Origin of the sequence: Kaistella treverensis (genome assembly GCF_900114045.1) — a bacterium.
GTDB classification, from domain to species: domain Bacteria; phylum Bacteroidota; class Bacteroidia; order Flavobacteriales; family Weeksellaceae; genus Kaistella; species Kaistella treverensis.
Genome location: NZ_FORQ01000001.1, coordinates 104,971 through 126,847, shown reverse-complemented (window position 1 = coordinate 126,847; position 21,877 = coordinate 104,971). Strand labels below are relative to the sequence as shown.

Annotated in this window: 23 protein-coding genes; 22 read left to right on the top strand and 1 reads right to left on the bottom strand. The window is 39.8% G+C overall.

The window, feature by feature from the left end; translation table 11 throughout:
- The first annotated feature begins 18 nt into the window (after positions 1 to 18).
- From BMZ55_RS00655 to BMZ55_RS00625, 7 genes are all read left to right on the top strand, one after another.
- The gene (locus BMZ55_RS00655) at positions 19 to 1,230 is read left to right on the top strand and encodes an ABC transporter permease (RefSeq protein WP_089817760.1); all 1,212 of its coding nucleotides are present in this window, start codon (positions 19 to 21) and stop codon (positions 1,228 to 1,230) included.
- Positions 1,231 to 1,381: 151 nt separating this feature from the next.
- Positions 1,382 to 2,488 (top strand): endonuclease, encoded by a 1,107-nt coding sequence (locus BMZ55_RS00650; protein ID WP_089817758.1) that lies wholly within the window; start codon positions 1,382 to 1,384, stop codon positions 2,486 to 2,488.
- A gap of 117 nt (positions 2,489 to 2,605) precedes the next feature.
- A complete protein-coding gene (locus BMZ55_RS00645) occupies positions 2,606 to 3,334 on the top strand; it encodes a shikimate dehydrogenase family protein (RefSeq protein ID WP_089817756.1) in 729 nt (242 codons plus the stop codon).
- 69 nt (positions 3,335 to 3,403) lie between these two features.
- Positions 3,404 to 5,473, top strand: a complete 2,070-nt coding sequence (locus BMZ55_RS00640) for a DUF349 domain-containing protein (RefSeq protein ID WP_089817754.1) — start codon at positions 3,404 to 3,406, stop codon at positions 5,471 to 5,473.
- A gap of 3 nt (positions 5,474 to 5,476) precedes the next feature.
- Complete coding sequence (locus BMZ55_RS00635) at positions 5,477 to 6,064, top strand: hypothetical protein (RefSeq protein WP_089817752.1); 588 nt, start codon at positions 5,477 to 5,479, stop codon at positions 6,062 to 6,064.
- A 35-nt stretch (positions 6,065 to 6,099) separates the two neighbouring features.
- Entirely contained in the window at positions 6,100 to 7,122 is a 1,023-nt protein-coding gene (gene ribD / locus BMZ55_RS00630) for a bifunctional diaminohydroxyphosphoribosylaminopyrimidine deaminase/5-amino-6-(5-phosphoribosylamino)uracil reductase RibD (protein WP_089817750.1), read from the top strand.
- A 2-nt stretch (positions 7,123 to 7,124) separates the two neighbouring features.
- On the top strand, positions 7,125 to 7,730 hold the full coding sequence (locus BMZ55_RS00625; protein WP_089817748.1) for an IMPACT family protein: 606 nt from the start codon (positions 7,125 to 7,127) through the stop codon (positions 7,728 to 7,730).
- Here BMZ55_RS00625 and BMZ55_RS00620 read toward each other — a convergent pair.
- Positions 7,727 to 8,434 carry a zinc metallopeptidase gene (locus BMZ55_RS00620; RefSeq protein WP_039345382.1) on the bottom strand — a complete coding sequence of 236 codons (708 nt, stop codon included), beginning with the start codon at positions 8,432 to 8,434 and terminating at the stop codon, positions 7,727 to 7,729. The two genes, BMZ55_RS00625 and BMZ55_RS00620, sit on opposite strands and share 4 nt — an antisense overlap.
- A gap of 109 nt (positions 8,435 to 8,543) precedes the next feature.
- On the opposite strand from BMZ55_RS00620, the gene BMZ55_RS00615 reads away from it, so the two are divergent.
- The 15 genes from BMZ55_RS00615 to BMZ55_RS00545 all read left to right on the top strand — a co-directional run bounded on the left by BMZ55_RS00615 (position 8,544) and on the right by BMZ55_RS00545 (position 21,877).
- Complete coding sequence (locus BMZ55_RS00615; RefSeq protein ID WP_089817746.1) at positions 8,544 to 9,692, top strand: GTP cyclohydrolase; 1,149 nt, start codon at positions 8,544 to 8,546, stop codon at positions 9,690 to 9,692.
- A complete protein-coding gene (locus BMZ55_RS00610) occupies positions 9,689 to 9,877 on the top strand; it encodes a hypothetical protein (RefSeq protein ID WP_089817744.1) in 189 nt (62 codons plus the stop codon). Before BMZ55_RS00615 ends, BMZ55_RS00610 begins: the two co-directional genes overlap by 4 nt.
- 74 nt (positions 9,878 to 9,951) lie before the next feature.
- Positions 9,952 to 10,323 carry an NADH-quinone oxidoreductase subunit A gene (locus BMZ55_RS00605; protein WP_039345388.1) on the top strand — a complete coding sequence of 124 codons (372 nt, stop codon included), beginning with the start codon at positions 9,952 to 9,954 and terminating at the stop codon, positions 10,321 to 10,323.
- 23 nt (positions 10,324 to 10,346) lie between these two features.
- Complete coding sequence (locus tag BMZ55_RS00600; RefSeq protein ID WP_089817743.1) at positions 10,347 to 10,907, top strand: NADH-quinone oxidoreductase subunit B; 561 nt, start codon at positions 10,347 to 10,349, stop codon at positions 10,905 to 10,907.
- Positions 10,908 to 10,911: 4 nt separating this feature from the next.
- Entirely contained in the window at positions 10,912 to 11,406 is a 495-nt protein-coding gene (locus BMZ55_RS00595) for an NADH-quinone oxidoreductase subunit C (RefSeq protein ID WP_039345392.1), read from the top strand.
- 42 nt (positions 11,407 to 11,448) lie between these two features.
- On the top strand, positions 11,449 to 12,672 hold the full coding sequence (locus BMZ55_RS00590; protein ID WP_089817741.1) for an NADH-quinone oxidoreductase subunit D: 1,224 nt from the start codon (positions 11,449 to 11,451) through the stop codon (positions 12,670 to 12,672).
- 164 nt (positions 12,673 to 12,836) lie between these two features.
- Positions 12,837 to 13,346, top strand: coding sequence for an NADH-quinone oxidoreductase subunit NuoE family protein (locus BMZ55_RS00585; protein WP_039345398.1), 510 nt, complete (start codon positions 12,837 to 12,839; stop codon positions 13,344 to 13,346).
- Positions 13,347 to 13,358: 12 nt separating this feature from the next.
- The gene (gene nuoF, locus BMZ55_RS00580; protein WP_089817739.1) at positions 13,359 to 14,723 is read left to right on the top strand and encodes an NADH-quinone oxidoreductase subunit NuoF; all 1,365 of its coding nucleotides are present in this window, start codon (positions 13,359 to 13,361) and stop codon (positions 14,721 to 14,723) included.
- A gap of 269 nt (positions 14,724 to 14,992) precedes the next feature.
- Complete coding sequence (locus tag BMZ55_RS00575) at positions 14,993 to 15,991, top strand: NADH-quinone oxidoreductase subunit G (RefSeq protein ID WP_089817737.1); 999 nt, start codon at positions 14,993 to 14,995, stop codon at positions 15,989 to 15,991.
- 2 nt (positions 15,992 to 15,993) lie between these two features.
- On the top strand, positions 15,994 to 17,055 hold the full coding sequence (gene nuoH, locus BMZ55_RS00570) for an NADH-quinone oxidoreductase subunit NuoH (protein ID WP_089817735.1): 1,062 nt from the start codon (positions 15,994 to 15,996) through the stop codon (positions 17,053 to 17,055).
- A 45-nt stretch (positions 17,056 to 17,100) separates the two neighbouring features.
- Positions 17,101 to 17,649: a NuoI/complex I 23 kDa subunit family protein gene (locus tag BMZ55_RS00565; protein WP_039345409.1), complete on the top strand. Its 549-nt coding sequence runs from the start codon at positions 17,101 to 17,103 to the stop codon at positions 17,647 to 17,649.
- A gap of 1 nt (position 17,650) precedes the next feature.
- On the top strand, positions 17,651 to 18,145 hold the full coding sequence (locus BMZ55_RS00560) for an NADH-quinone oxidoreductase subunit J family protein (protein ID WP_039345412.1): 495 nt from the start codon (positions 17,651 to 17,653) through the stop codon (positions 18,143 to 18,145).
- A gap of 3 nt (positions 18,146 to 18,148) precedes the next feature.
- The gene (nuoK, locus tag BMZ55_RS00555; RefSeq protein WP_039345415.1) at positions 18,149 to 18,478 is read left to right on the top strand and encodes an NADH-quinone oxidoreductase subunit NuoK; all 330 of its coding nucleotides are present in this window, start codon (positions 18,149 to 18,151) and stop codon (positions 18,476 to 18,478) included.
- A 6-nt stretch (positions 18,479 to 18,484) separates the two neighbouring features.
- Entirely contained in the window at positions 18,485 to 20,380 is a 1,896-nt protein-coding gene (nuoL, locus tag BMZ55_RS00550; protein ID WP_089817733.1) for an NADH-quinone oxidoreductase subunit L, read from the top strand.
- Positions 20,381 to 20,383: 3 nt separating this feature from the next.
- Positions 20,384 to 21,877 carry a complex I subunit 4 family protein gene (locus tag BMZ55_RS00545; protein ID WP_089817731.1) on the top strand — a complete coding sequence of 498 codons (1,494 nt, stop codon included), beginning with the start codon at positions 20,384 to 20,386 and terminating at the stop codon, positions 21,875 to 21,877.

The following is a 21,877-nucleotide window of genomic DNA, read 5'->3' as shown; positions in this document are numbered from 1 at the left end:
GTTTTTAAATTTTTTTCTTTGAGAAACACCTCATTTTATATCGCAAGCCGCTATCTTTTGGCGAAAAAAGGCAGTACCGCAGTCACTTTTATTACGTGGCTCGCCGCGGTGGCCATGCTGGTTGCCGTAGCCGCGATGTTTATTATTATTTCGGTTTTTTCGGGGCTTGAAGATTTAAACCAGGATCTGATCGCAAATCTGCACTCCGACCTGACAATAAAAAACACGAAGGGCAAAACACTTTCGGATATCGATAAAGCCACAAAAATTCTGGCTAAAAACAAGGAAATTGCGCATTTTTCTAAAGTCATTGAAGAGAAAGCCTACGTGCGCTACCGCGAAAACGGTGATATTGCAAACTTGCGCGGCGTAGATTCGGCGTACATTTTCGTAAACCCGATCAACGAAAACATTTTTTACGGCACCTACCCGAGTTTTAAATATTCCAACGAAGTGCTGATGGAAAATAAGCTGGATAACCGTCTGACAATTCCTATTGGTGAAGGTTCGGAATACGCCACGGTGCTGATGCCGAAACCCGGAACCGGAATTATCAGCAAAGAAGAAGATATTTTTACGAAACGCGAAATTTTTGTATCCGGTGTTTTTCCCGGAAATGATCAGCTGGACAATACCATTATTTCACCGCTGGAGTTGGTTCAGCAACTGCTGAACCTGCCGAAAAATGCAGCTTACGAAATCGTAATAAAGCTTCACAATCCGGAAAAAGCAGATGACGTAAAAGCAGAACTTGCGCAATTGCTTGGCGGTAAATACGACATTAAAACAAAAAAAGAGGAAAACGCGGCGTTCTGGAAAATGATTAATACCGAAAAACTCTTTATTTACCTCATTTTCATGCTCGTGATTTTCATCACGACTTTCAACCTCGCGGGCGCAATCATCATTTTGCAGCTTGATAAAAAAGAACAGGCAAAATCGCTGCTTTCGTTGGGAATGAATTTAAAATCGCTGCGAAACATTTACTTTTATACGGGAATCCTGATTGTATTTTTCGGAATTGTTTGCGGCTTATTAGTTGGGACAGCTGTTTGTTATCTGCAGATCAATACCGGAATTTTCAAAGCTGGCTCGAATACTGATTTGGCTTTTCCCGTGCGCGTAACTTTTCTGAATTACGTCATCGTGAGTGCAACAGCCGGAGTTTTCGGTGTCGCGATTGCAAGAATTTTTTCTAAGGTCAATAAAAGACATTTCAAGCTGAACTAAAAAATTTTTTACCTTCTTAATAAGCATTTTTTTCGTTTTTAAACGTGAAAAAAAGTCCCGTTTACCACCGAAAAAATTTCAATTAAATTTCACCAAATCCGGCGGAATTTATTTTTTTAAGTAACTTTGACCTTCAAAAATTTCTAAAAATATGAAAAAATACTCTACTTTTTTGCTCAGTTTTCTATTTTCTTTGAGTTTCGCGCAAGCGCCCGCCAGCTATTACGACGGCACGGAAGGTTTGACCGGCTACGCACTGAAAACAAAACTCAGCACCATTATTTCCAATGGCGCGCTCGACCTCGGTTACGGCGGTTTATGGACAACTTACGCAACGTCCGATGTAGATAAATACTACGAAAACGACGGTACTTTGCTTGATATGTATTCTGAAAAACCTGTTGCTGCGGACGCTTATAACTTCAGCATCGGGTCTTCCAATGACGGTGGCGACCAATGCGGTTCTGCGAACCAAAACAGAGAAGGTTTTTGTTACAACCGCGAACATTCTTTGCCGAAAAGTTATTTCGGTGGACAAATCGCGCCGATGGCAAATGACGCGCATTTCGTGGTTCCCTCCGATTATTATGTAAACAGCCAGCGTGGAAATTATCCTTACGGCGAAACTATTGCGCCCGTTTGGGTTTCCACCAACGGAAGTGAGATTGGACCGTCAAATTTTCCGGGTTACAGCGGTACCATTTTCGAACCGATTGATGAATTCAAAGGTGATTTTGCGAGAATGCATTTATATTTTGTAACGCGTTATGAAAGCAAACTCACGTCGTTCAGCGATTTCCAGAGCGACCAAAATCCGCTTGACGGAACAACAGACCGCGGCTACAAACAGTGGTACATCAATTTAATGTTGAAATGGGCGGCGCAGGACCCGGTTTCGCAAAAGGAAATCGACCGAAATAATGCGATTTACGCTAGACAGCAAAACCGTAATCCTTTTATCGATCATCCGGAATGGATCAGCATGATTTGGAAATCTACCCTTTCCAGCAGTGAAGTTTTGGCGACTAAAAAATCAATTTCCATTTATCCGAATCCGGTAAAAAACGGCGAAATTCATTTGTCCGGACTTGGATTAAATGAGATTTCTGCAGTTGAAATTTACTCAATGGACGGAAAGTTAATCCAGACTGTGGAGCAAAACTTTAAAAATTCGGGAACTGTTTTGCTGAAAAACAGAACCAAAGGTTTATATATTTTAAAAGCCGGTTCTCAAAGTTTAAAATTCATCGTGCAGTAATTTTAGAAAAACTTGCCGTTAAAGCAGTTAATTTTTAAAATTTGAGTGAAGCAAAAACACTTTTAGAAAATCAAAAAGACTGGCATTTTGCCGGTCTTTTTTTATTATTTTTGAACGATGGAGGAACAGGTAAAATTCGGGCTGATGGGAAGAAATATTTCCTACTCGTTTTCAAAAAAATATTTTGAACAGAAATTTTCCGAGCTAAAACTGCCAAATTTTTCATATTCTATTTTTGATTTGCAAAATATTTCGGAAGTTGAAGAAATCTTTAAAACCGAAAATCTGCGCGGTTTTAATGTCACGATTCCTTTTAAAGAGCAAATAATTCCGTTTTTGGATGAATTAAGTGACGAAGCGGAAAAAATCGGCGCTGTAAATACGGTTTTATTTAAGAACGGAAAAAAAATCGGTTATAACACCGACGCTTTTGGTTTTGAAGACACTTTGCTTTTGCACAAAAATTCAACACAAAAATCGGCGCTGGTGCTAGGAAATGGTGGCGCCGCAAAAGCCGTAAAATACGTTTTGGAAAAACACCAAATTCCGTATCAAACTGTTTTCCGGAACGGAAAGATAAACTTCGAAAATCTGCCAAAAGAGGCGGTAAAAAATAATTTAATTATCGTGCAATGTACACCGGTGGGCACGTTTCCGAACGTTTCAGATTCCGTGGATTTTCCTTTTGAAAACCTTTCCGCGGAGCATCTGGTCATCGACCTTATTTATAATCCCGCAGAAACCGAATTTTTGAAAAAAGCTGCGGCGCAGAAAGCTGCAACGGTAAATGGTGAAAATATGCTGAAAATGCAAGCAGAAAAAGCCTGGGAAATTTGGAACATTTAAAAAAATTAGGTTAATTTAGTGCACAGTTTGCCAAGCTTGCGGCAACTTCAACAAAAAAAACAGTTTGCTATGATTACAGAAGATTCTCTTTCTGACAAACCCGGAAAAGAAACGCCGGTTGACCAATTTTTAACGGAAACAACTTCCGAACAAACTTCCGGAAACGAAACTGAAGTTACTGCTGAAAGCACTTCAGAAGAAAATTCTGCGGCACAAACAGCCGACTTTCCTGAAAATTCCGAAGTTCAAAATGAAGAAAATTCAGTTTTAAGTTCCGAAAATTCTGCTGATGATGTGAATGTTTCGGAAAATGAGGAAAATTTGCCAAATAACGAGGAAATTTCTGAGCAAACAGCAATTGAAAATTCTGAAGAAGCCGAAACTGATTTAGCAGAAATTATGGCCGAAGAGCCGGAAATAACTGCGGAAGTTCAGGAAAAAACAAAAGAGCCGGAAGATAAAATGAGTTTTGCGAATCTGTCTTTAGCTGAAGTTTTAGCAGAGATGGAAAGCATTACAAAAATGGACGACGGCGCCGCGCATTACCGAAAATTTAACCAGCTGAAAGAAGAAGCAAACCAAAGAATTCTGGAGGAAAACAACAGTCTGAAAGCAGATTTCGTGGCGGAAGGAAATCCGGAAGAACTTTTCACAGCACACAATGCTTCACAGGGAAAACTTTCTGCTATTCTGCACAGTTTCCGCGAGAAAACAGACAAGTATCATCAGCAACAGGAGCAAAACCAAAGTGCAAATCTGGAGCATCGCCAAAATATCATTGACAAGCTTAAAAATCTTTATACCAACACCGAACCCGGAACCAACCTTTTTAAAGCAATCCGCGAGATAAAAGATGAATGGAAAAACGCCGGACAAGTTGCCAAATCGGAATTTAAGCTTCTGAATAACAACTATTTCCACCATTTAAACCAATTCTATCAAATGCTTGATATGAATAAGGAATATATGGAACAGGAATTTGCGCATAATCTGGAAAAACGCACCCATATTATTGAACGTGCTAAGGAACTTCTTACAGAACCTTCGGTTCAGAAAGCACTAAATGAGCTGCAATACCTTCACAAATTGTGGAAAGAAGAAGCAGAACCGGTTGCGGAAGAATTCCGTGAAAAAACCTGGGATGAATTTAAGGAACTTTCGAATAAAATTCATGACCGGAAATCTGAACTTAATGAGCAGCTTGAAAAAGAACTGAATGAAAATTTGGCCAGAAAGAACGAAATAATTGAAGAACTAAAAAAACTGGTTACTCCGGGAAAAGAAGTGAACCACAGTTACTGGCAAAACGCGATTAACAAAGTGGAAGAACTGCGTACGGAATTTTTGCGTTTGGGCAACGTTCCGCGAAAATTTTCGAACCAAAACTGGAATGATTTCAAACAAAATCTGCGAAGCTTCAACGTCAGCAAAAATGAGTTTTATAAAGGCTTAAAAAATTCTCAGCAAACCAATCTGGATGAAAAACTGAAATTAATCCAAACCGCAAAGGACAATATGCTGAGCGAAGACTGGGAAATTGCGGTTCCGCTTTATAAAAAACTGCAGGACGACTGGAAAAAAATCGGACATGTACCACGCAGCATGACCAACAAAGTTTGGGACGATTTTCGCGAAGCGTGTAACGTATTTTTCAGCAATTACCGCGAGAAGAACAATACCGCGGGTGATAACTGGAAAGAAAATTTCAAAAATAAAAAGCAACTTCTGGAGGAATTAAAAGCGATTGGAAATGAAGAAGGAAGCATTGAAAAAATTGAACAGATAAAAAACAGCTGGAATAATATCGGCAAAGTTCCGCGCGAGAAGATAAACATCAATACCGAGTTTAATAAAACGCTTCGCGAAAAACTGAAACTGAACCAAATCCATGAATACGACCTGAAAGAAGAAGGTTTAAGTGAAAATCAGCTGACCGATAAAGCAAGAAAAATTAAAAATCAAATTGCAGATTTGGAAGCTGAAGTGGTAAAAATGGAAAATAATTTAGGTTTTTTCAGCAATTCTTCACGCGAAAATCCGTTGCTAAAAGATACCTATGCAAAAATCGATGAGAAAAAATCTCAGATTGAAACCATGAAAAAAAGCCTGCACAATATCGTCGCCGGCGAAAACTTTTAAAAAATGCTAAAAAACTTATTTTTAATCTTTCTTTTTTTTATAGCGTCTAATTTCAACGCGCAGGAAAAAGTGGATATGATTTCCGTTCCCGGACCAATAGATTTACATGGAACAGAATTTTTTCTGTCCTGGAGTAAGCAGGCGTCTAAAACTTTAGTTCGCCAACAGTACCTGCCGCGTGAGGAAAAAATTGAAAACTTCACACAGTTGCTAGACATTTCTTATTTTAACAAGGAAATTGATATTGAACAGGCTGTTCGCCAAAAAGTAGAACAGATACAGGCTCGAGAAAAGACTGATAAACTTGCTAAAGTAAATGTTTCGCAAAATAAAGACGGAACAGAGTTTGTCGTAGATTATTTTATTTCGGAAACCCCTGCGGAAGGTGAACCATTTGTGGATTATGTCGTGGACCGGTTCGTAACCATTGAACATGGTTCAGGAAATACATTTTTAATATTTTCTTACGTGAAACGTGCTTATAATAACATCAAATGGGAAGCGCGCGCGATGGCAAAAATGCGGGATGAAATCCTCATTAATGTAGTGGATTACAAGATTCCTACAATCAGGCTGAAAAATATTAAATAAAATTCAACACCCTAATTTGGGTGTTTTTTCATACCATGGACCATGAATTTTACATGCAGCGCTGCCTGGATCTGGCGTACAAAGCACTCGGAAAAACTTATCCGAACCCGATTGTAGGCTGCGTTATTGTTCATAAAGGCGAAATTATCGGTGAAGGATTTCACGAAAAAGCAGGTGAAAACCACGCTGAAATTAACGCCATTAAATCGGTAAGAAATCCTGAATTGCTGAAAGAATCAACAATTTACGTTTCGCTGGAGCCGTGTTCACATTTTGGTAAAACACCGCCGTGCGCAAATAAAATTGTGGAAATCGGTTTTAAAAAGGTGGTTATCGGCTGTCTGGACTCCAATAAAGCCGTGAACGGAAAAGGTAAAAAAATAATCGAAGACGCAGGTATTGAAGTTATTTCGGGCATTTTGGAGCAAAAATGTAAGATTGCCAACAAGCGCTTTTTTACCTTTCAGGAGAAAAAAAGACCCTTCATTGTGCTGAAATGGGCGGAATCCGGTGATGGTTTTCTAGACCAAAATCGGCAGCCGACACAAATTGGAAATTCTTTGACGAAGCAATTTGTACATTTGCTTAGAAGTCAGGAAGAAGCAATCTTGGTAGGTACAAAAACAGCTTTAACAGACGACCCAAGTTTAACTACACGAGAAGTCGAAGGAAGAAATCCAGTTCGGATTCTCGTCGACCTTGATTTAAAAGTTCAGGGAAACTTCAAAATATTTAATGGTGAAGCCAAAACCATCGTTTTCAATACAAAAAAAAATTCCGTGCTAAATGACCTGATTTTTGTAAAAATCAACCGCGAAAATGTGGCGGAAGAAATGCTGAAGCATTTATATGAACTGCAAATTCAGTCTGTTCTAGTTGAAGGTGGCGCATTTACTTTGCAGCAATTCATCAACAATAATCTTTGGGATGAAGCAATCATCATTAAGAATGAAAACCTGCTTTTAGAAAATGGAACAAAAGCGTCAATACTTTCGGCAAAACCGGAAAAAGTGCTTAAAATGCGGCAGAATTTTGTAGAATTTTACCAAAATTTTTAAGCGTGGAGTTTTCATTTGAAACGATAAAAGCGCCGGTAGAAAATATTTTTTTCCGGGGAAAAGGGAGCAAATTTATCGGTTTTGCTTTTCCTGTCCGTAATGATGCTGAAATAAAGGACGCGTTGCAGCAGATAAAAGAAATCCATCCAAAAGCTACGCATCATTGTTACGCTTTTCGCCTGGGCATTAACGGTGAAAATTACAGGGCTAATGACGATGGCGAACCTTCCGGCAGTGCGGGTTTACCAATTTACAACCAATTGCTAGCGCATAATCTTACTAATACTTTGGTAATTGTTGTTCGGTATTACGGCGGAACGAAACTGGGTGTTTCAGGTTTGGTTCGGGCTTATAAAGAGTCGGCGAGAGCAGCTTTGGCAGAAGCAGAAATCATTACCGAAGAACTGCAAAGCGGAATTGAAATTTCGTTTGACTTTTCACAACAGAACGTGATTTTCACCTTGCTGAATAAATTTAACGCTAAAATCCAGGATTTTATAACTGAAGAAAAATGCACAATTAAGGCGGTAATAAAATCGGCTGAAAAAGAAAGCATCTCAAACCAACTGGCTGAGATGCAAAATATTTCTTTTAAGTTTTTGGATTAATCCCTTCGTCCCATCAGCATTGAAGCCCAATAAAGAAGCTGTGCCAATGACCCTAATGCTGCTACCACGTAGGTTCTTGCTGCCCAGGTTAATGAATCTTTCACGCCAACATATTCTTCGCTTGTCACGGTACCGGTATTTTTTAACCAAACCATCGCGCGTTTACTTGCGTCATATTCCACCGGTAAAGTTACGAAGGCGAAAAGCGTTGTCACCGCAAATAATGCCACACCGATTGCTAAAACTGTGGTATTTCCGTTTGGATTTTCAATGGTTCGCGTTGCGCCCATTAAAACGATACCTGCGATTAAAACAAACTGCATCAAATTGGAACTAATGTTTACCATCGGAACCAGTTTCGAACGAAGTTGCAACATCGAATATCCTACTGCGTGCTGCACAGCGTGTCCACATTCGTGAGCTGCAACTGCGGCAGCAGCTGCATTTCTCTGCATATAAACACCTTCAGATAAATTTACCGTTTTGTCTGCCGGATTGTAATGGTCGGTTAACTGCCCCGGAACTGAAATCACTCGTACATCATTGATATTATTGTCCCGCAACATTTTTTCGGCTATTTCTTTGCCTGATAAACCATTGCGCAAGTGGACTTGTGAATAGTGTTGGAATTTAGATTTCAACCGCGCCGACACTAACCAACTCACCAACATTGAAATCCCAATAATTAAATAATACCCTGTCATTCTTTCTATTTTTTCTGATTTTATAAATTCTTAGATAATAATAAAAAACGTGCCAAAATTTTGATTTTGCACTGAATCATTTATCTTTGTTTTTTCCAAATTGAACCTGATGTCTGTAGTTACAATTTTTGAAGTGAAAACTCAAAATGATTTAAAAAAATTCATCGAATTTCCGATGAATCTGTACAAAAATAATAAAAATTACGTTCCGCCTCTCATCAAAGATGAAGAAAACATCTGGAGCCCGAAAGAAAACGCAGCACTTAAATTTTCGGAGTTCAAAAGATACCTCGCGCTGAAGGATAACAAAGTTGTAGGTCGTATCGCGGTGCTTATTAACTACAAAGAAGTTGAAGACCTGGGACACAGGAAAGTACGTTTTGGCTGGCTGGATTTCATCGATGATTTGGAAGTTTCAAAATCACTAATGAACAAAGCGGTTGAGTTCGCCAAAGAAAAAGAAATGCAGATGATTGAAGGTCCTATGGGTTTCACCAATCTGGACAAAGCCGGAATGCTGACGATGGGTTTTGAAAAACTCGCCACAATGATCGGGCTTTACAATTTTCCGTACTATCCGGAACATTTAGAAAAATTAGGTTTAAAGAAGGAAAAAGAATGGGTGGAATATGAACTTCAATTTCCCGAAGTTCTTTCAGATAAAATCCAAAAATTTAGTGATTTAATCGCCGAAAAATATAAATTAAGCGTTCTGGAGTTTAAAAACAAACAGGAAATTTTACCCTATGTTTTCCCGATGTTTAAATTATTAGACCAAACGTATAAGTCGCTTTCGACATATACACCGATCACCGACGAACAAATTCAAACTTACAAAGACAAATATTTTAATTTTATCGATAAGGATTATATTGTGTGTATCATTGATGAAAATAAGGAATTGGTTTCTTTCGCCATCACCATGCCGTCGTACTCCCTTGCGTTGCAAAAAGCGAAAGGTAAACTTTTACCTTTTGGCTGGTATCACTTCCTCCAGGCCGGTAAAAAAAATCTGCGCGCCAATTTCTACCTGATTGGTATTCATCCGGATTACCAAAGACGCGGTGTAACATCGCTTATCTTTAAAGAAATCTGGAAAAATTTCAGCAAAAAAGGGGTAAAATTACTCGAAACAAATCCGGAACTGGAAGAAAACAAAAGCGTACAGGTGCTTTGGCAGGACTATAATCCGGTGAACCACAAACGCCGCCGGACTTACGCGATGGACATCACCCCACAAACTCAACTTTTCCGATGAAAAAGCAGCTGTATTTTTACGTCATGATGATTATCGCTTTTATCGTTTACAACCAGTTTTTTCAGGTTGAAGACGAAAAGACCAACGCAATCATCAATATTCTGTTTGCCAGCTTTTTATTTCTGTACATCGGCTATCTGGCCTACGAAGTTCTTAAAAGACTGAAAAATATCAGGAAAAAGTAAAACATAGTTTTGATGGATATAATTTTTTCTATTATACAATATTGCGTAAATTTGCACAAGTAAAAATATGTCTAATGAATGTTCCCGCTGATTATATCCCGATTTTTATTCAGATTGCTGTTGGTGCAGGTTTCGTTTTACTCTCCATATTAGGAACCCATTTTTTAGGACCCCGCCAGAAAGCGGGTGACACCAAGAAAAATGAAAGTTTTGAATGTGGTGTTGATGTAGAAGGAAACGCCCGTACACCATTCTCTGTTAAGTATTTTCTTACCGCTATTTTATTCGTGCTGTTTGATATAGAAATTGTATTTTTCTATCCTTACGCTGTAAACCTCCGCGAATTTGGTGTGGAAGGATTTTTAGCAGTTCTCACTTTTATCTCAATATTCTTCCTGGCGTTTATTTACGTTTGGAAACGCGGTGCATTGGATTGGGACAAATAGTTTAACAATTTTAAGAAAACAAAATGTCAGAAAATAATAAACCAGTAATCCGGATGGACGCGGAAGCGCCGGAAGGTTACGAAGGCGAAGGTTTTTTCGCCACCAATCTCAGCAGTGTCATCGGTATGGCGCGTAAATTTTCTTTATGGCCTTTACCTTTCGCTACTTCATGTTGCGGTATTGAATTTATGGCAACCTTAAATCCAACTTTCGATGCTTCTCGTTTCGGAATGGAAAGAAACTCATTCTCACCACGCCAGGCAGATATGCTGATGGTGTGCGGTACCATTGCTAAAAAATTGGGTCCTGTCTTAAAACAGGTTTACACGCAGATGGCAGAACCAAAATGGGTAGTCGCAGTTGGAGCTTGTGCTTCCAGTGGCGGTATTTTCGATAGCTACTCTGTTTTACAGGGAATCGATAAAATTATTCCTGTTGACGTATATGTACCTGGATGCCCACCGCGCCCGGAACAGATTATCGAGGGAGTAATGCAGGTTCAGGCACTGTGCGAAAGCGAAAGCATCCGCAGAAGAGATATGCCGGAATACAGAAAATTGTTGGAATCTTACGACATAAATTAAAGGAATGACAAACGAATTTGTGCTCGAAGCGATTACCAGAGAATTTCCCGAATCGCTGATTTCTTACGCTACACCTTACGATTTTTTAACTTTAGAAATTAAGAAAGAAGACATCAAAAAAGTGATTCATCACCTTCGAGATTCTTCGCTTCAAATTGACTTTCTTACCGATATTACCGGCATTCATTACCCGGAAATTCCCGAAAAAGAAATCGGTGTTATTTACCATTTACATAATATGAGAACGAATTTCAGAATTCGTTTGAAAGCTTTTATGCCCCGTGAAAACGCGGAAGTAGATACATTAACCGATCTTTATGCTGGCGCGAACTGGATGGAACGCGAAACTTTCGAATTTTTCGGAATTAAATTTAAAGGTCATCCGGATTTACGTGTAATCCTTAATGTAGAAGACATGGATTATCACCCGATGTTGAAAGAATATCGCCTGGAAGACGGCACCAGAACGGATAAGGATGATAAAATGTTCGGCCGTTAATTAATTTAATGCTTAAGAAATAAGCTTAAGCCATTTTTTATTATGAAAGATAACGCACTCTCTAATATACTCAGTCAGCAAGAATCCAGCGATCATATCGACGGACAGCTTTACACCCTGAACCTTGGTCCTACGCACCCGGCGACACACGGTATTTTCCAGAATGTTCTGACCATGGATGGTGAGAAAATTCTGCATTCCGAGCAAACAATCGGATACATTCACCGTGCTTTTGAGAAAATTTCAGAAAGACGCAGTTTCACTCAAATCACTACGCTTACAGACCGTATGAACTACTGTTCAGCGCCCATCAACAATATGGGTTGGCACATGACGGTAGAAAAACTCATCGGTATTGAAATGCCAAAACGCGTAGATTATATGCGTGTGATTATGATGGAGCTTGCAAGAATTTCCGATCACCTGATCTGTAACGGTGTTATCGCAATGGATGCAGGTGCAATTACAGGATTAACCTATCTTTTCCAGGAAAGAGAGAAGATTTATAATATGTACGAAGAAGTTTGTGGCGCCAGATTAACCACAAACATGGGAAGAATCGGCGGTTTCGAAAGAGACTTCACACCGAAGTTTCATGAATTCCTTCAGGATTGGTTAAAGAAATTCCCGAAAATTTTCAGTGAATTCTGTGCTTTGAATGAAAGAAACAGAATTTTCATGGACCGGACCATTAAAGCCGGACCAATTTCTGCAGAACGCGCTTTAAGCTACGGTTTTACAGGACCAAACTTGCGTGCGACCGGCGTTGATTATGACGTGCGCGTTGCTGATCCCTACTCTTCTTATCAGGATTTCGATTTTATAATTCCGGTCGGAACTTCCGGTGATACGTATGATCGATTTATGGTGCGTCAGCAGGAAGTTTGGGAAAGTTTGAAGATTATCGAACAGGCTTACAAAAATTTACCGGACGGTCCGTTCCACGCAGATGTACCGGAATTTTATTTACCGGAAAAAGCAGACGTTTACACTAAAATGGAAGCATTGATTTACCATTTCAAAATCGTGATGGGCGAAACAGATGTTCCAAAAGGTGAGGTATATCATGCCGTAGAAGGCGGAAATGGCGAATTAGGTTTCTATCTTGTAAGCGATGGCGGACGAAGCCCGTACAGACTGCATTTTAGAAGACCGTGTTTTATTTATTACCAGGCTTATCCGGAAATGATCAAAGGCGGACCGATATCAGACGCGATTGTAACGATGTGTAGTATGAATGTAATTGCCGGCGAACTGGACGCATAAAAATTTAAAAAAATACCGGCTTTAAAGGCCAAATTTTTTAAATATCATTTTTTAGACAGTTTAAAAAAAATTAGAATTCAGGAAAATATGCCGTTTTAGCCGGTAAAAAACAAAGTATAAAGTAAGATTCAGCCTGCTGAAACTTAGAATATAAAATATATAAAGTGAGCGAAAATATAGCTTTTCAACCTGAAACATTAGCTCAGGTTCAAAAAATAACCGAGCGATATCCTGCACAGCACAGAAAGTCCGCATTGATTCCGGTGTTGCATTTAGCACAGAAAGAATTCGGTGGCTGGCTTCAGGTTCCTGTGATGGATTATGTGGCTGAACTTTTAGAAATTCAACCCATTGAAGTATATGAAGTGGCGACATTTTACAGCATGTTCAACATGAAACCTGTGGGTAAATATGTTTTGGAAGTTTGCCAAACCGGACCGTGTATGCTGAACGGCAGCGATGAAATCATCCGCCACATCAAAGAAACGCTTCATATTGAAAACGGTGAAACCACAGCAGACGGTTTATTCACGCTGAAAACGGCGGAATGTCTTGGCGCCTGCGGTTATGCACCGATGATGCAGCTCGGCAAATTTTATCACGAACATTTAACGAAAGAAAAAGTAGACGAAATCCTGGAGCTATGCAGACAGGGCGCGCTTGCTTTGGATTAATTTATAAAACTGATGAGTAAAAAACTTTTACTTAAGCACGCACATGTAGAAGGCATCCGCACTTTCGATGTTTACCGTAAACACGGTGGCTACGAATCTGTGGAAAAAGCGCTGAAAATGGAACCAGACGCGATCACCGAAGAGGTGAAAACTTCCGGTTTAAGAGGACGTGGCGGCGCAGGTTTCCCAACCGGTTTGAAATGGAGCTTTTTGGCAAAACCCGAAGGCGTACCAAGATATTTAGTTGTAAATGCTGATGAATCTGAACCGGGAACTTTCAAAGACAGGTATTTGATGGAATATATTCCGCATTCACTGATCGAAGGAATGATTGTTTCTTCTTACGCTTTGGGTGCAAACACCGCGTACATCTACATTCGTGGTGAATATTCCTGGATTCCGGACATTCTGGAAGCTGCGATTGAAGAAGCAAAAGCCGCTGGATTTTTAGGAAATAACATCCAGGGAACCGGATATAATTTAGAAATTTATGTTCACCGTGGCGCCGGCGCCTACATTTGTGGTGAAGAAACCGCACTTTTGGAATCGTTGGAAGGCAAGCGTGGAAACCCGCGTCTGAAACCACCATTCCCGGCTGTTAAAGGACTTTGGGCCTGCCCGACCGTGGTGAATAACGTAGAAACCATTGCCGCAGTTGTACCAGTCATTAATTTGGGTGGAGCTGAATATGCTAAAATTGGTGTCGGAAGATCTACCGGAACGAAATTGATTTCTGCGTGTGGAAACATCAATAAACCCGGAGTTTACGAAATAGATATGACCATCACTGTGGAAGAATTTATTTATTCTGATGAATATTGTGGTGGAATCCCTAACGGTAAAAGACTGAAAGCCTGTATTCCGGGTGGAAGTTCAGTGCCGATTGTTCCTGCAAATTTATTGCTGAGAACAATTAATGGCGAGCCGCGCTATATGAATTACGAATCTTTGGCTGAAGGTGGTTTTGCAACCGGAACCATGATGGGTTCAGGCGGATTTATCGTTTTAGACGAAGACCAGTCCGTAGTGAAACATACGATGTCTCTTTCGCATTTCTACGCACACGAAAGTTGCGGCCAATGTACGCCATGTCGTGAAGGAACGCCGTGGATGTTCAAAATTTTAAAGAAAATTGCGAGCGGTCAGGGAACAAGAAATGATATTGATTTGCTTTGGGACGTACAGCGAAAAATTGAAGGAAACACGATTTGTCCGCTTGGTGACGCTGCGGCGTGGCCTGTGGCAGCAGCAATCCGTCATTTCCGTGATGAATTCGAATGGTATATCGATAATCCGGACGCATTAACCGGAAATTACGGAATAGGAAATTACGACGTGCCAATCCCGATGCCGGAAAAAGCAGACGTTAATTCATAAATGAAAATAAGTTTTAACTAAAAAGAAAAAAAAAGCACGTTTTAGCCCGGAATTTTTATTAAAGGAAAACTTTAATGATATCTTAAATTTTTTCGGTGTTAAAACAGGTAATTTTTCAGTTTTACTAAAAGCAAAAAAAACAATGAAATAGCAGGCAGAATTTAAAAGATTCTGTTTTGGAAAAGGTTAAAATTTAACCGTGGTGTAAGACAACCAAAAGTTTAATTAAAAGACAAATGCTTAAAGCTTTAGGCTGAAAGCTGACCTATATGAGCGAAGAAATAAAAAAATTTAAAATTACCATCGACGGCCAGACCACAGAGGTTTTGCCGGGTACTTCGATTCTGGAAGCAGCACGACAAATCGGTGGAAAATCTGTACCGCCTGCAATGTGTTATTACAAACCGCTGGAAAACAGTGGCGGACGATGCAGAACGTGTTTGGTAGAAGTTTCTAAAGGTTCTGAAGCAGATTCGCGCCCCATGCCGAAACTGGTAGCAAGCTGCCGAACTTCCGTAATGGACGGTATGGAAGTGAAAAACATTACCTCGGAAAAAACTCAGGAAGCCCGCCACGCGGTGACTGAATTTTTATTGATTAACCACCCGCTGGATTGCCCGATTTGCGACCAGGCAGGTGAATGTCATTTGCAGGATTTAAGTTACGAACACGGTGTAGAGGCAACAAGAACCGAATTTGAAAGAAGAACTTTCGAACCGGAAGATATCGGTCCGTACATCAAACTTAACATGAACCGCTGTATTTTGTGCGCGCGTTGTGTTTTGGTAGCCAATCAGCTGACCGACAACCGTGAGCACGGAATTTTATTCCGCGGTGAACATGCAGAGATTTCAACCAATTTAAATAAAGCTTTAGAAAGCGATTTCATCGGAAACGTTATTGATGTTTGCCCTGTTGGAGCTTTAACCGACAGAACTGCGCGTTTTGCAAGTAGAGTTTGGTTTACAAAACCAATGAACGCATCTTGTGAATGTGACAAATGCGCCGGAAAAGCTGTTCTTTGGATGAAAGGTGAAGAAATTATCCGCGTTACCGCAAGAAAAGATCAGTATGATGAAGTTCAGGACTGGATCTGTAACGAATGCAGATTCCACAAAAAAGATGTGAAGAGATGGAATATTGAAGGTCCAAGACATATCGACAGACATTCGGTAATCTCTCTGAACCATTATCAAAAACCTAAAAACATGATTAATCTTTTGGACAACGCCGATGCCAAAGAAATCAGTGAAAAAGACGAAAAATAAGCATGGATTTACTTACATTTAAAATTATACTGGTTGTCAGCCTTTTTGCCGTGTCCTTGGGCGTAGCAGCCTATTCCACATGGGGAGAGCGAAAAGTTGCGGCAATTTTGCAGGACCGTATCGGGCCGAACAGAGCCGGACCTTTCGGAATTCTGCAGCCTTTAGCAGATGGTGGAAAACTTTTTTTCAAAGAAGGTTTTGTACCACAGGGCGCTGACCGTGTTCTATTTTACGTTGGTCCTGCGATTACCATGTTTATTTCCCTCATTACCGGAGCGGTGATTCCATGGGGAAAATCTTTTAATATCGGCGGAAATTCTTTTGACATCCAGGTTGCGAATATTGACGTAGGCGTTTTGTATTTGATCGGAATGGTTTCCATTGGAGTTTACGGAATGATGATTGGTGGCTGGGCTTCGAATAATAAATATTCGTTAATTGGAGCAATTCGTGCATCCTCGCAGATGATTTCTTATGAACTCGCGATGGGGCTTTCACTTCTTTCTATCATTTTAATGGCTGGAAGTCTTGATTTAAATATAATCACAGGTACACAGGGAACAGGAAAAATCTGGGGTTTTATTCCAGCTGACGGAATGAACTGGAATATTTTTTACCAACCTTTGGCATTTATTATATTTTTCGTCGCTGCAATGGCAGAAACCAACCGTCATCCTTTCGATTTACCAGAGTGTGAATCAGAACTTGTAAACGGTTATATGACTGAATATTCTTCAATGAACTTTGGCCAATATATGTTTGGTGAATATGTAAATATGTTCATTTCCAATGCCTTGATCGTAACCTTGTTTTTTGGTGGATTTAATTATCCCGGAATCAACTGGGTTGGTGAAAACTGGGGAGAAAATATTGCCGGTGTTTTGAGTATTTTTGCGATGTTATTCAAAGTTATCATCGGTATTCTGATCTTTATGTGGATTCGCTGGACGATTCCAAGATTCCGATATGACCAACTGATGCACCTGGGCTGGAAAACATTAATTCCGCTTGCATTAGCCAATTTAGTTATTACAGCTGCTGTAATTGTATTTTTTACAAATTAAAAAGAAGTTTTATTTCCAACTTTTCGTTGAGTTAAAACCTACAATATGAAATTGACAAACAGATCGAAAGTAGTCTCGAACAAAGAGATGACTTTCATGGAAAAATTATACCTCCCGGAAATCCTGAAGGGAATGGCAATTACGATGCGCCACGCATTGGCAGGGCCAAAAGGAAAAGTATTCTCTTATCCGGAACAGGAAAAACCGAGAACAAAATTCTGGCGTGGACTGCACGTTTTGAAACGTGATGAAGAAGGTCGTGAAAGATGTACTGCCTGCGGACTTTGTGCCGTAGTTTGCCCAGCAGAGGCTATTACAATGACCAGTGCCGAACGTACACGCGACGAGAAACACCTCTACCGTGAAGAAAAATATGCTTCAGTATATGAAATCAATATGTTGAGATGTATTTTCTGTGGTTTGTGTGAAGAAGCTTGCCCTAAGTCTGCCATTTATCTAACAGACCGTTTGGTAGATGTTGAAACCAACCGCGGAAGCTTTGTTTACGGAAAAGACAAACTGGTTGAAAAAATCAACGAAAGAGTTGACATCACCGCGCGCCAAAGCGAATTGCAAAAGAAAACAGTTAAGTAATATGGAGCAGATTATCTTTTTCGTTGTTGCCCTGTTGGCCATTACGAGCGGCTTTTATTTTGTTTTTGCCAAAAATCCGCTTTATTCAATTTTATCCCTTATTATCACCTTTTTTTCCATAGCTGCACTTTACATTTTGCTTAATGCGCAATTCCTCGGGATTGTTCAGATCATTGTTTATGCCGGAGCAATTATGGTTTTGTTCCTCTACATTTTAATGATGTTGAATTTGAACAAAGAAGACGAAAGTAAGAAGCAGAATCTTTCCAAATTTATTGGCGTCTTTACGGCCGGAATTTTATTGGTTGGGATTTTAGGCGCTTTCAAAGGTTTGAACCAAACAACTTTCGGAACAGGTGCTGACAGCTCTGTAGGTCTGACCAAAAATCTTGGGAAATTATTGTTCAACGAATATGTTTTACCATTTGAACTGGCTTCAATACTCATTCTTGCCGGTATTGTAGGCGCTGTTTTAATCGGTAAAAAAGATTTATAAATTATGGGAGAAGTAAATTCATTTATTCAGGCGGTGCCACTGGAATATTTTATTATTCTGAGTTCCATCTTATTTTGCCTCGGTGTCTTAGGAGTTTTGATCCGAAAAAATGCCATCATTATTTTAGGTTGTGTGGAATTGATGCTGAACTCAGTAAACCTGATGCTGGCGGCTTTTTCTTCGTATAAAGGTGACGGAAACGGCCAAATTCTGGTATTTTTCATTATGGTAGTTGCGGCGGCGGAAGTGGCGGTTGGATTAGCGATTATCGCGATGCTTTACCGAAATACCAAATCTGTAGACATCAGTATTTTTAACAAATTAAGAGGATAATAGAAGATGGAAAATTTAGTTTACGCAATTATACTTTTACCTCTGGCAGGATTTCTTTTTAACGGTTTTTTCGGCAAAAAATTGCCAAAAAATTTAGTTGGTGGTGTTGCCACCGCGGTTGTTTTCGGTTCATTTCTTATCGCTTTAAGCTTATTTCTTAAGTTTGATGCAGATTCGCAGCCGGTTATCGTGCGCGCTTTTGAATGGTTCCGCGTGAGTGGTGTTCAGGTAAATTTCGGTTTCCAGATCGATCAGCTGTCGTTGATGATGGTTATGATCATTACAGGAATCGGTTCTTTGATTCACCTCTACTCCATTGGCTACATGCATGATGACGACGGATTTTACAAATTCTTCTCTTACCTCAACCTTTTCATCTTTATGATGTTACTTTTGGTAATGGGAAGCAATTATTTAATTCTTTTCATCGGTTGGGAAGGTGTTGGTTTATGCTCCTATTTATTGATTGGTTTCTGGTACAAAAACAAAGAATACGGCGCAGCAGCACGAAAAGCATTTATCATGAATCGTATTGGTGATTTAGGAATGATTATCGGAATCCTGATGATTGCTTCACAAACCAATGCAATTGATTATCTATCGGTTGCGCAAAATTCCGGGAAATTTGAACTGGATTCTGCCGTAATCATCTTCATAACCGCCAGTTTATTTATCGGTGCGATGGGAAAATCGGCGCAAATCCCTCTATTTACCTGGCTTCCGGACGCAATGGCCGGTCCAACGCCGGTTTCCGCACTAATCCACGCTGCAACAATGGTTACCGCAGGAATTTACCTTGTTGTACGCTCAAATTTTCTGTTTTCTCTAGCGCCAACCACGATGGATGCAATTCTCTTCATCGGATTGCTTACGGCATTAGTTGCAGCATTTATTGGCTTGCGCCAAAATGATATTAAAAAAGTTCTAGCTTACTCAACTGTCTCTCAGTTAGGATTTATGTTCGTTGCTGTTGGTGTGGGAGCTTATACCACCGCAATGTTCCACCTGATGACGCATGCTTTCTTTAAAGCTTTGCTGTTCTTAGGTTCAGGTTCAGTAATTCACGCGATGAGCGGCGAACAGGATATGAGATTTATGGGCGGTTTAAGACGTAAAATTCCTATTACGCATATCACTTTTCTTATTGGAACTTTAGCAATTTCAGGTTTTCCGTTCCTTTCGGGAATGATTTCCAAAGATGAAATCTTAACCAATACTTATGCAAGAAGCCCGATTATTTGGGGCGTTTTATTCGCAATTGCTGCTATGACGGCGACTTATATGTTCCGCGCTTATTACCTTACTTTCCATGGTGAATTCCGCGGAACTAAAGAACAGGAACATCACCTGCACGAAAGTCCTTTAAATATGACTTTACCGCTTATCGTACTTGCAGTTTTAACGGTGATTGGTGGTTTCATCAATTTGCCACACTTCATCGGCCATGGTGATTATGCGAAACTTGCAGATTGGTTAAAAATAATTTACGTTTATGATGTAGAACTTGCCGAAGTTCCGTTCATGACCGAAATGATTTTGTTAGGTTTAACGGTGCTGATGTTTTTCGTCGTTTGGTTTCTGGTTAGAAACATTTATGTAAACAAGAAAAAAATGGCGCTTCCGGACGAAAAATATAATGGTTGGGAAAGACTTTCTAACCGCAAATTGTATCTTGATGAATTGAACAATGTGACTTTCGTAAAATTCATTGAAGGTCTTGGCGTCGGCGGCAATATGTTCGATAAAGGCGTGCTGAAAAGATTTGTGGATTATATCGGTATCGGAGCTGAAGATTCCGGCCGCGCAGCTAAGCGTCTTCAGAACGGAAACGTAGAAAACTACGTGCTCATCATGTCTCTGGCCGTGGGAATTATTTTAATCGTTAACTTTATATTACAATAGTAAATGTCGTACCTATTATTAACATTACTACTATTACCTCTTGTAGGTTCAGCATTGGTGTTCGCGTGGAAAAATCCCGCAAGTAAATTTTTAGCTTTAGGAATTGCATTTGCGCAAATGTTTCTTACTTTTTATATGCTGTCAGATTTCGATTTTAAACCGACAGTCGACGGCGTCTTACAGTATGAAATAAATTATCCATGGTCCAACTATATCAAAAGCAACCTGCATTTCGGCATTGATGGAATGAGCATGCTGATGGTGCTTTTAACCAATATTTTAACGCCAATTATTATTCTGTCTTCATTTAATGAAAAACCTGGCTATAGAAATTCATTCTACGGCTTGATTTTATTGATGCAATTCGGTTTACTAGGACTTTTTACCTCTTTAGATGGCTTACTTTTCTATATTTTCTGGGAAATCACTTTAATTCCAATTTGGTTAATCGCCGGAATTTGGGGTCAGGAAAACAAAAAAATCCAGTTTACAACGCGGTTTTTTGTCTTTACCTTCGTCGGCTCCCTATTCATGTTAATCGGGCTTATTTACATATATACGCATTCCGCATCATTTGCGCTTACAGATTTGTATAATGCAGATTTAACTTCCGGTGCGCAGACCGTAATATTCTGGTTTATTTTCTTTGCTTTTGCGGTGAAATTACCAATCTTCCCTTTCCACACCTGGCAGGCCGATACATACACCTATTCACCAACACAGGGTTCCATGCTACTTTCCGGAATTATGCTGAAAATGGCGGTCTACGGAATTTTGAGATATTTGCTGCCGATAACTCCGGAACCTATTTTCGGACTTTCCGGAAAAATAGTTTTGGTTTTGGCAATTATCGGAGTTGTCCACGGTGCTTTGATCGCGATTATTCAAAATGATTCAAAACGAATTATCGCGTACTCTTCACTTTCACACGTTGGTTTAATTACGGCCGGAATTATGGCTTCAGCAATTCTTACGATGAACGGAACTGTGGTAACTACAGGTGGTGAAGGTGCTCTGGTTCAGTCTTTTGCGCACGGTATTAACGTGGTCGGCTTATTTTATTGTGCTGATATTCTTTACAAAAGATTTAAAACACGCGACATCCGCCAGATGGGTGGTTTGGCAAAAGTTGCCCCTAAATTTGCTGTTTTTTTCCTAATTATTTTATTGGGCTCCATCGCGCTTCCGCTAACAAACGGTTTTGTGGGCGAATTCATTTTAATTAAATCCATTTTCGAGTACAGCATTATTGCCGCAGTTATTGCCGGCTTAACGATGATTTTTTCTGCAGTTTATCTTTTCAGATTTTACGGAAAAGCAATGTTCGGTCCTGGTGACGAAGCGGTTTTAAGCACTGCAACCGATGTAAATGCTGTAGAGTTTACCGTTTTGGCAAGTTTGGTAATTTTCGTTATTCTGTTGGGAATTTTCCCGCAGCCGATTATTGAAATGGTGAGCAGTTCATTGAAGTTTATTTATTCTTCAATGCTAAATTAA

Excerpts from the sequence above, each read along its gene's own strand:
- BMZ55_RS00650 (WP_089817758.1), top strand. The coding sequence starts at position 1,382 with ATGAAAAAATACTCTACTTTTTTGCTCAGTTTTCTATTTTCTTTGAGT.
- BMZ55_RS00645 (WP_089817756.1), top strand. The coding sequence starts at position 2,606 with ATGGAGGAACAGGTAAAATTCGGGCTGATGGGAAGAAATATTTCCTAC.
- BMZ55_RS00640 (WP_089817754.1), top strand. The coding sequence starts at position 3,404 with ATGATTACAGAAGATTCTCTTTCTGACAAACCCGGAAAAGAAACGCCG.
- BMZ55_RS00635 (WP_089817752.1), top strand. The coding sequence starts at position 5,477 with ATGCTAAAAAACTTATTTTTAATCTTTCTTTTTTTTATAGCGTCTAAT.
- ribD (WP_089817750.1), top strand. The coding sequence starts at position 6,100 with ATGGACCATGAATTTTACATGCAGCGCTGCCTGGATCTGGCGTACAAA.
- BMZ55_RS00620 (WP_039345382.1), bottom strand. The coding sequence starts at position 8,434 with ATGACAGGGTATTATTTAATTATTGGGATTTCAATGTTGGTGAGTTGG.
- BMZ55_RS00615 (WP_089817746.1), top strand. The coding sequence starts at position 8,544 with ATGTCTGTAGTTACAATTTTTGAAGTGAAAACTCAAAATGATTTAAAA.
- BMZ55_RS00610 (WP_089817744.1), top strand. The coding sequence starts at position 9,689 with ATGAAAAAGCAGCTGTATTTTTACGTCATGATGATTATCGCTTTTATC.
- BMZ55_RS00605 (WP_039345388.1), top strand. The coding sequence starts at position 9,952 with ATGAATGTTCCCGCTGATTATATCCCGATTTTTATTCAGATTGCTGTT.
- BMZ55_RS00600 (WP_089817743.1), top strand. The coding sequence starts at position 10,347 with ATGTCAGAAAATAATAAACCAGTAATCCGGATGGACGCGGAAGCGCCG.
- BMZ55_RS00595 (WP_039345392.1), top strand. The coding sequence starts at position 10,912 with ATGACAAACGAATTTGTGCTCGAAGCGATTACCAGAGAATTTCCCGAA.
- BMZ55_RS00590 (WP_089817741.1), top strand. The coding sequence starts at position 11,449 with ATGAAAGATAACGCACTCTCTAATATACTCAGTCAGCAAGAATCCAGC.
- nuoF (WP_089817739.1), top strand. The coding sequence starts at position 13,359 with ATGAGTAAAAAACTTTTACTTAAGCACGCACATGTAGAAGGCATCCGC.
- BMZ55_RS00575 (WP_089817737.1), top strand. The coding sequence starts at position 14,993 with ATGAGCGAAGAAATAAAAAAATTTAAAATTACCATCGACGGCCAGACC.
- nuoH (WP_089817735.1), top strand. The coding sequence starts at position 15,994 with ATGGATTTACTTACATTTAAAATTATACTGGTTGTCAGCCTTTTTGCC.
- BMZ55_RS00565 (WP_039345409.1), top strand. The coding sequence starts at position 17,101 with ATGAAATTGACAAACAGATCGAAAGTAGTCTCGAACAAAGAGATGACT.
- BMZ55_RS00560 (WP_039345412.1), top strand. The coding sequence starts at position 17,651 with ATGGAGCAGATTATCTTTTTCGTTGTTGCCCTGTTGGCCATTACGAGC.
- nuoK (WP_039345415.1), top strand. The coding sequence starts at position 18,149 with ATGGGAGAAGTAAATTCATTTATTCAGGCGGTGCCACTGGAATATTTT.
- nuoL (WP_089817733.1), top strand. The coding sequence starts at position 18,485 with ATGGAAAATTTAGTTTACGCAATTATACTTTTACCTCTGGCAGGATTT.
- BMZ55_RS00545 (WP_089817731.1), top strand. The coding sequence starts at position 20,384 with ATGTCGTACCTATTATTAACATTACTACTATTACCTCTTGTAGGTTCA.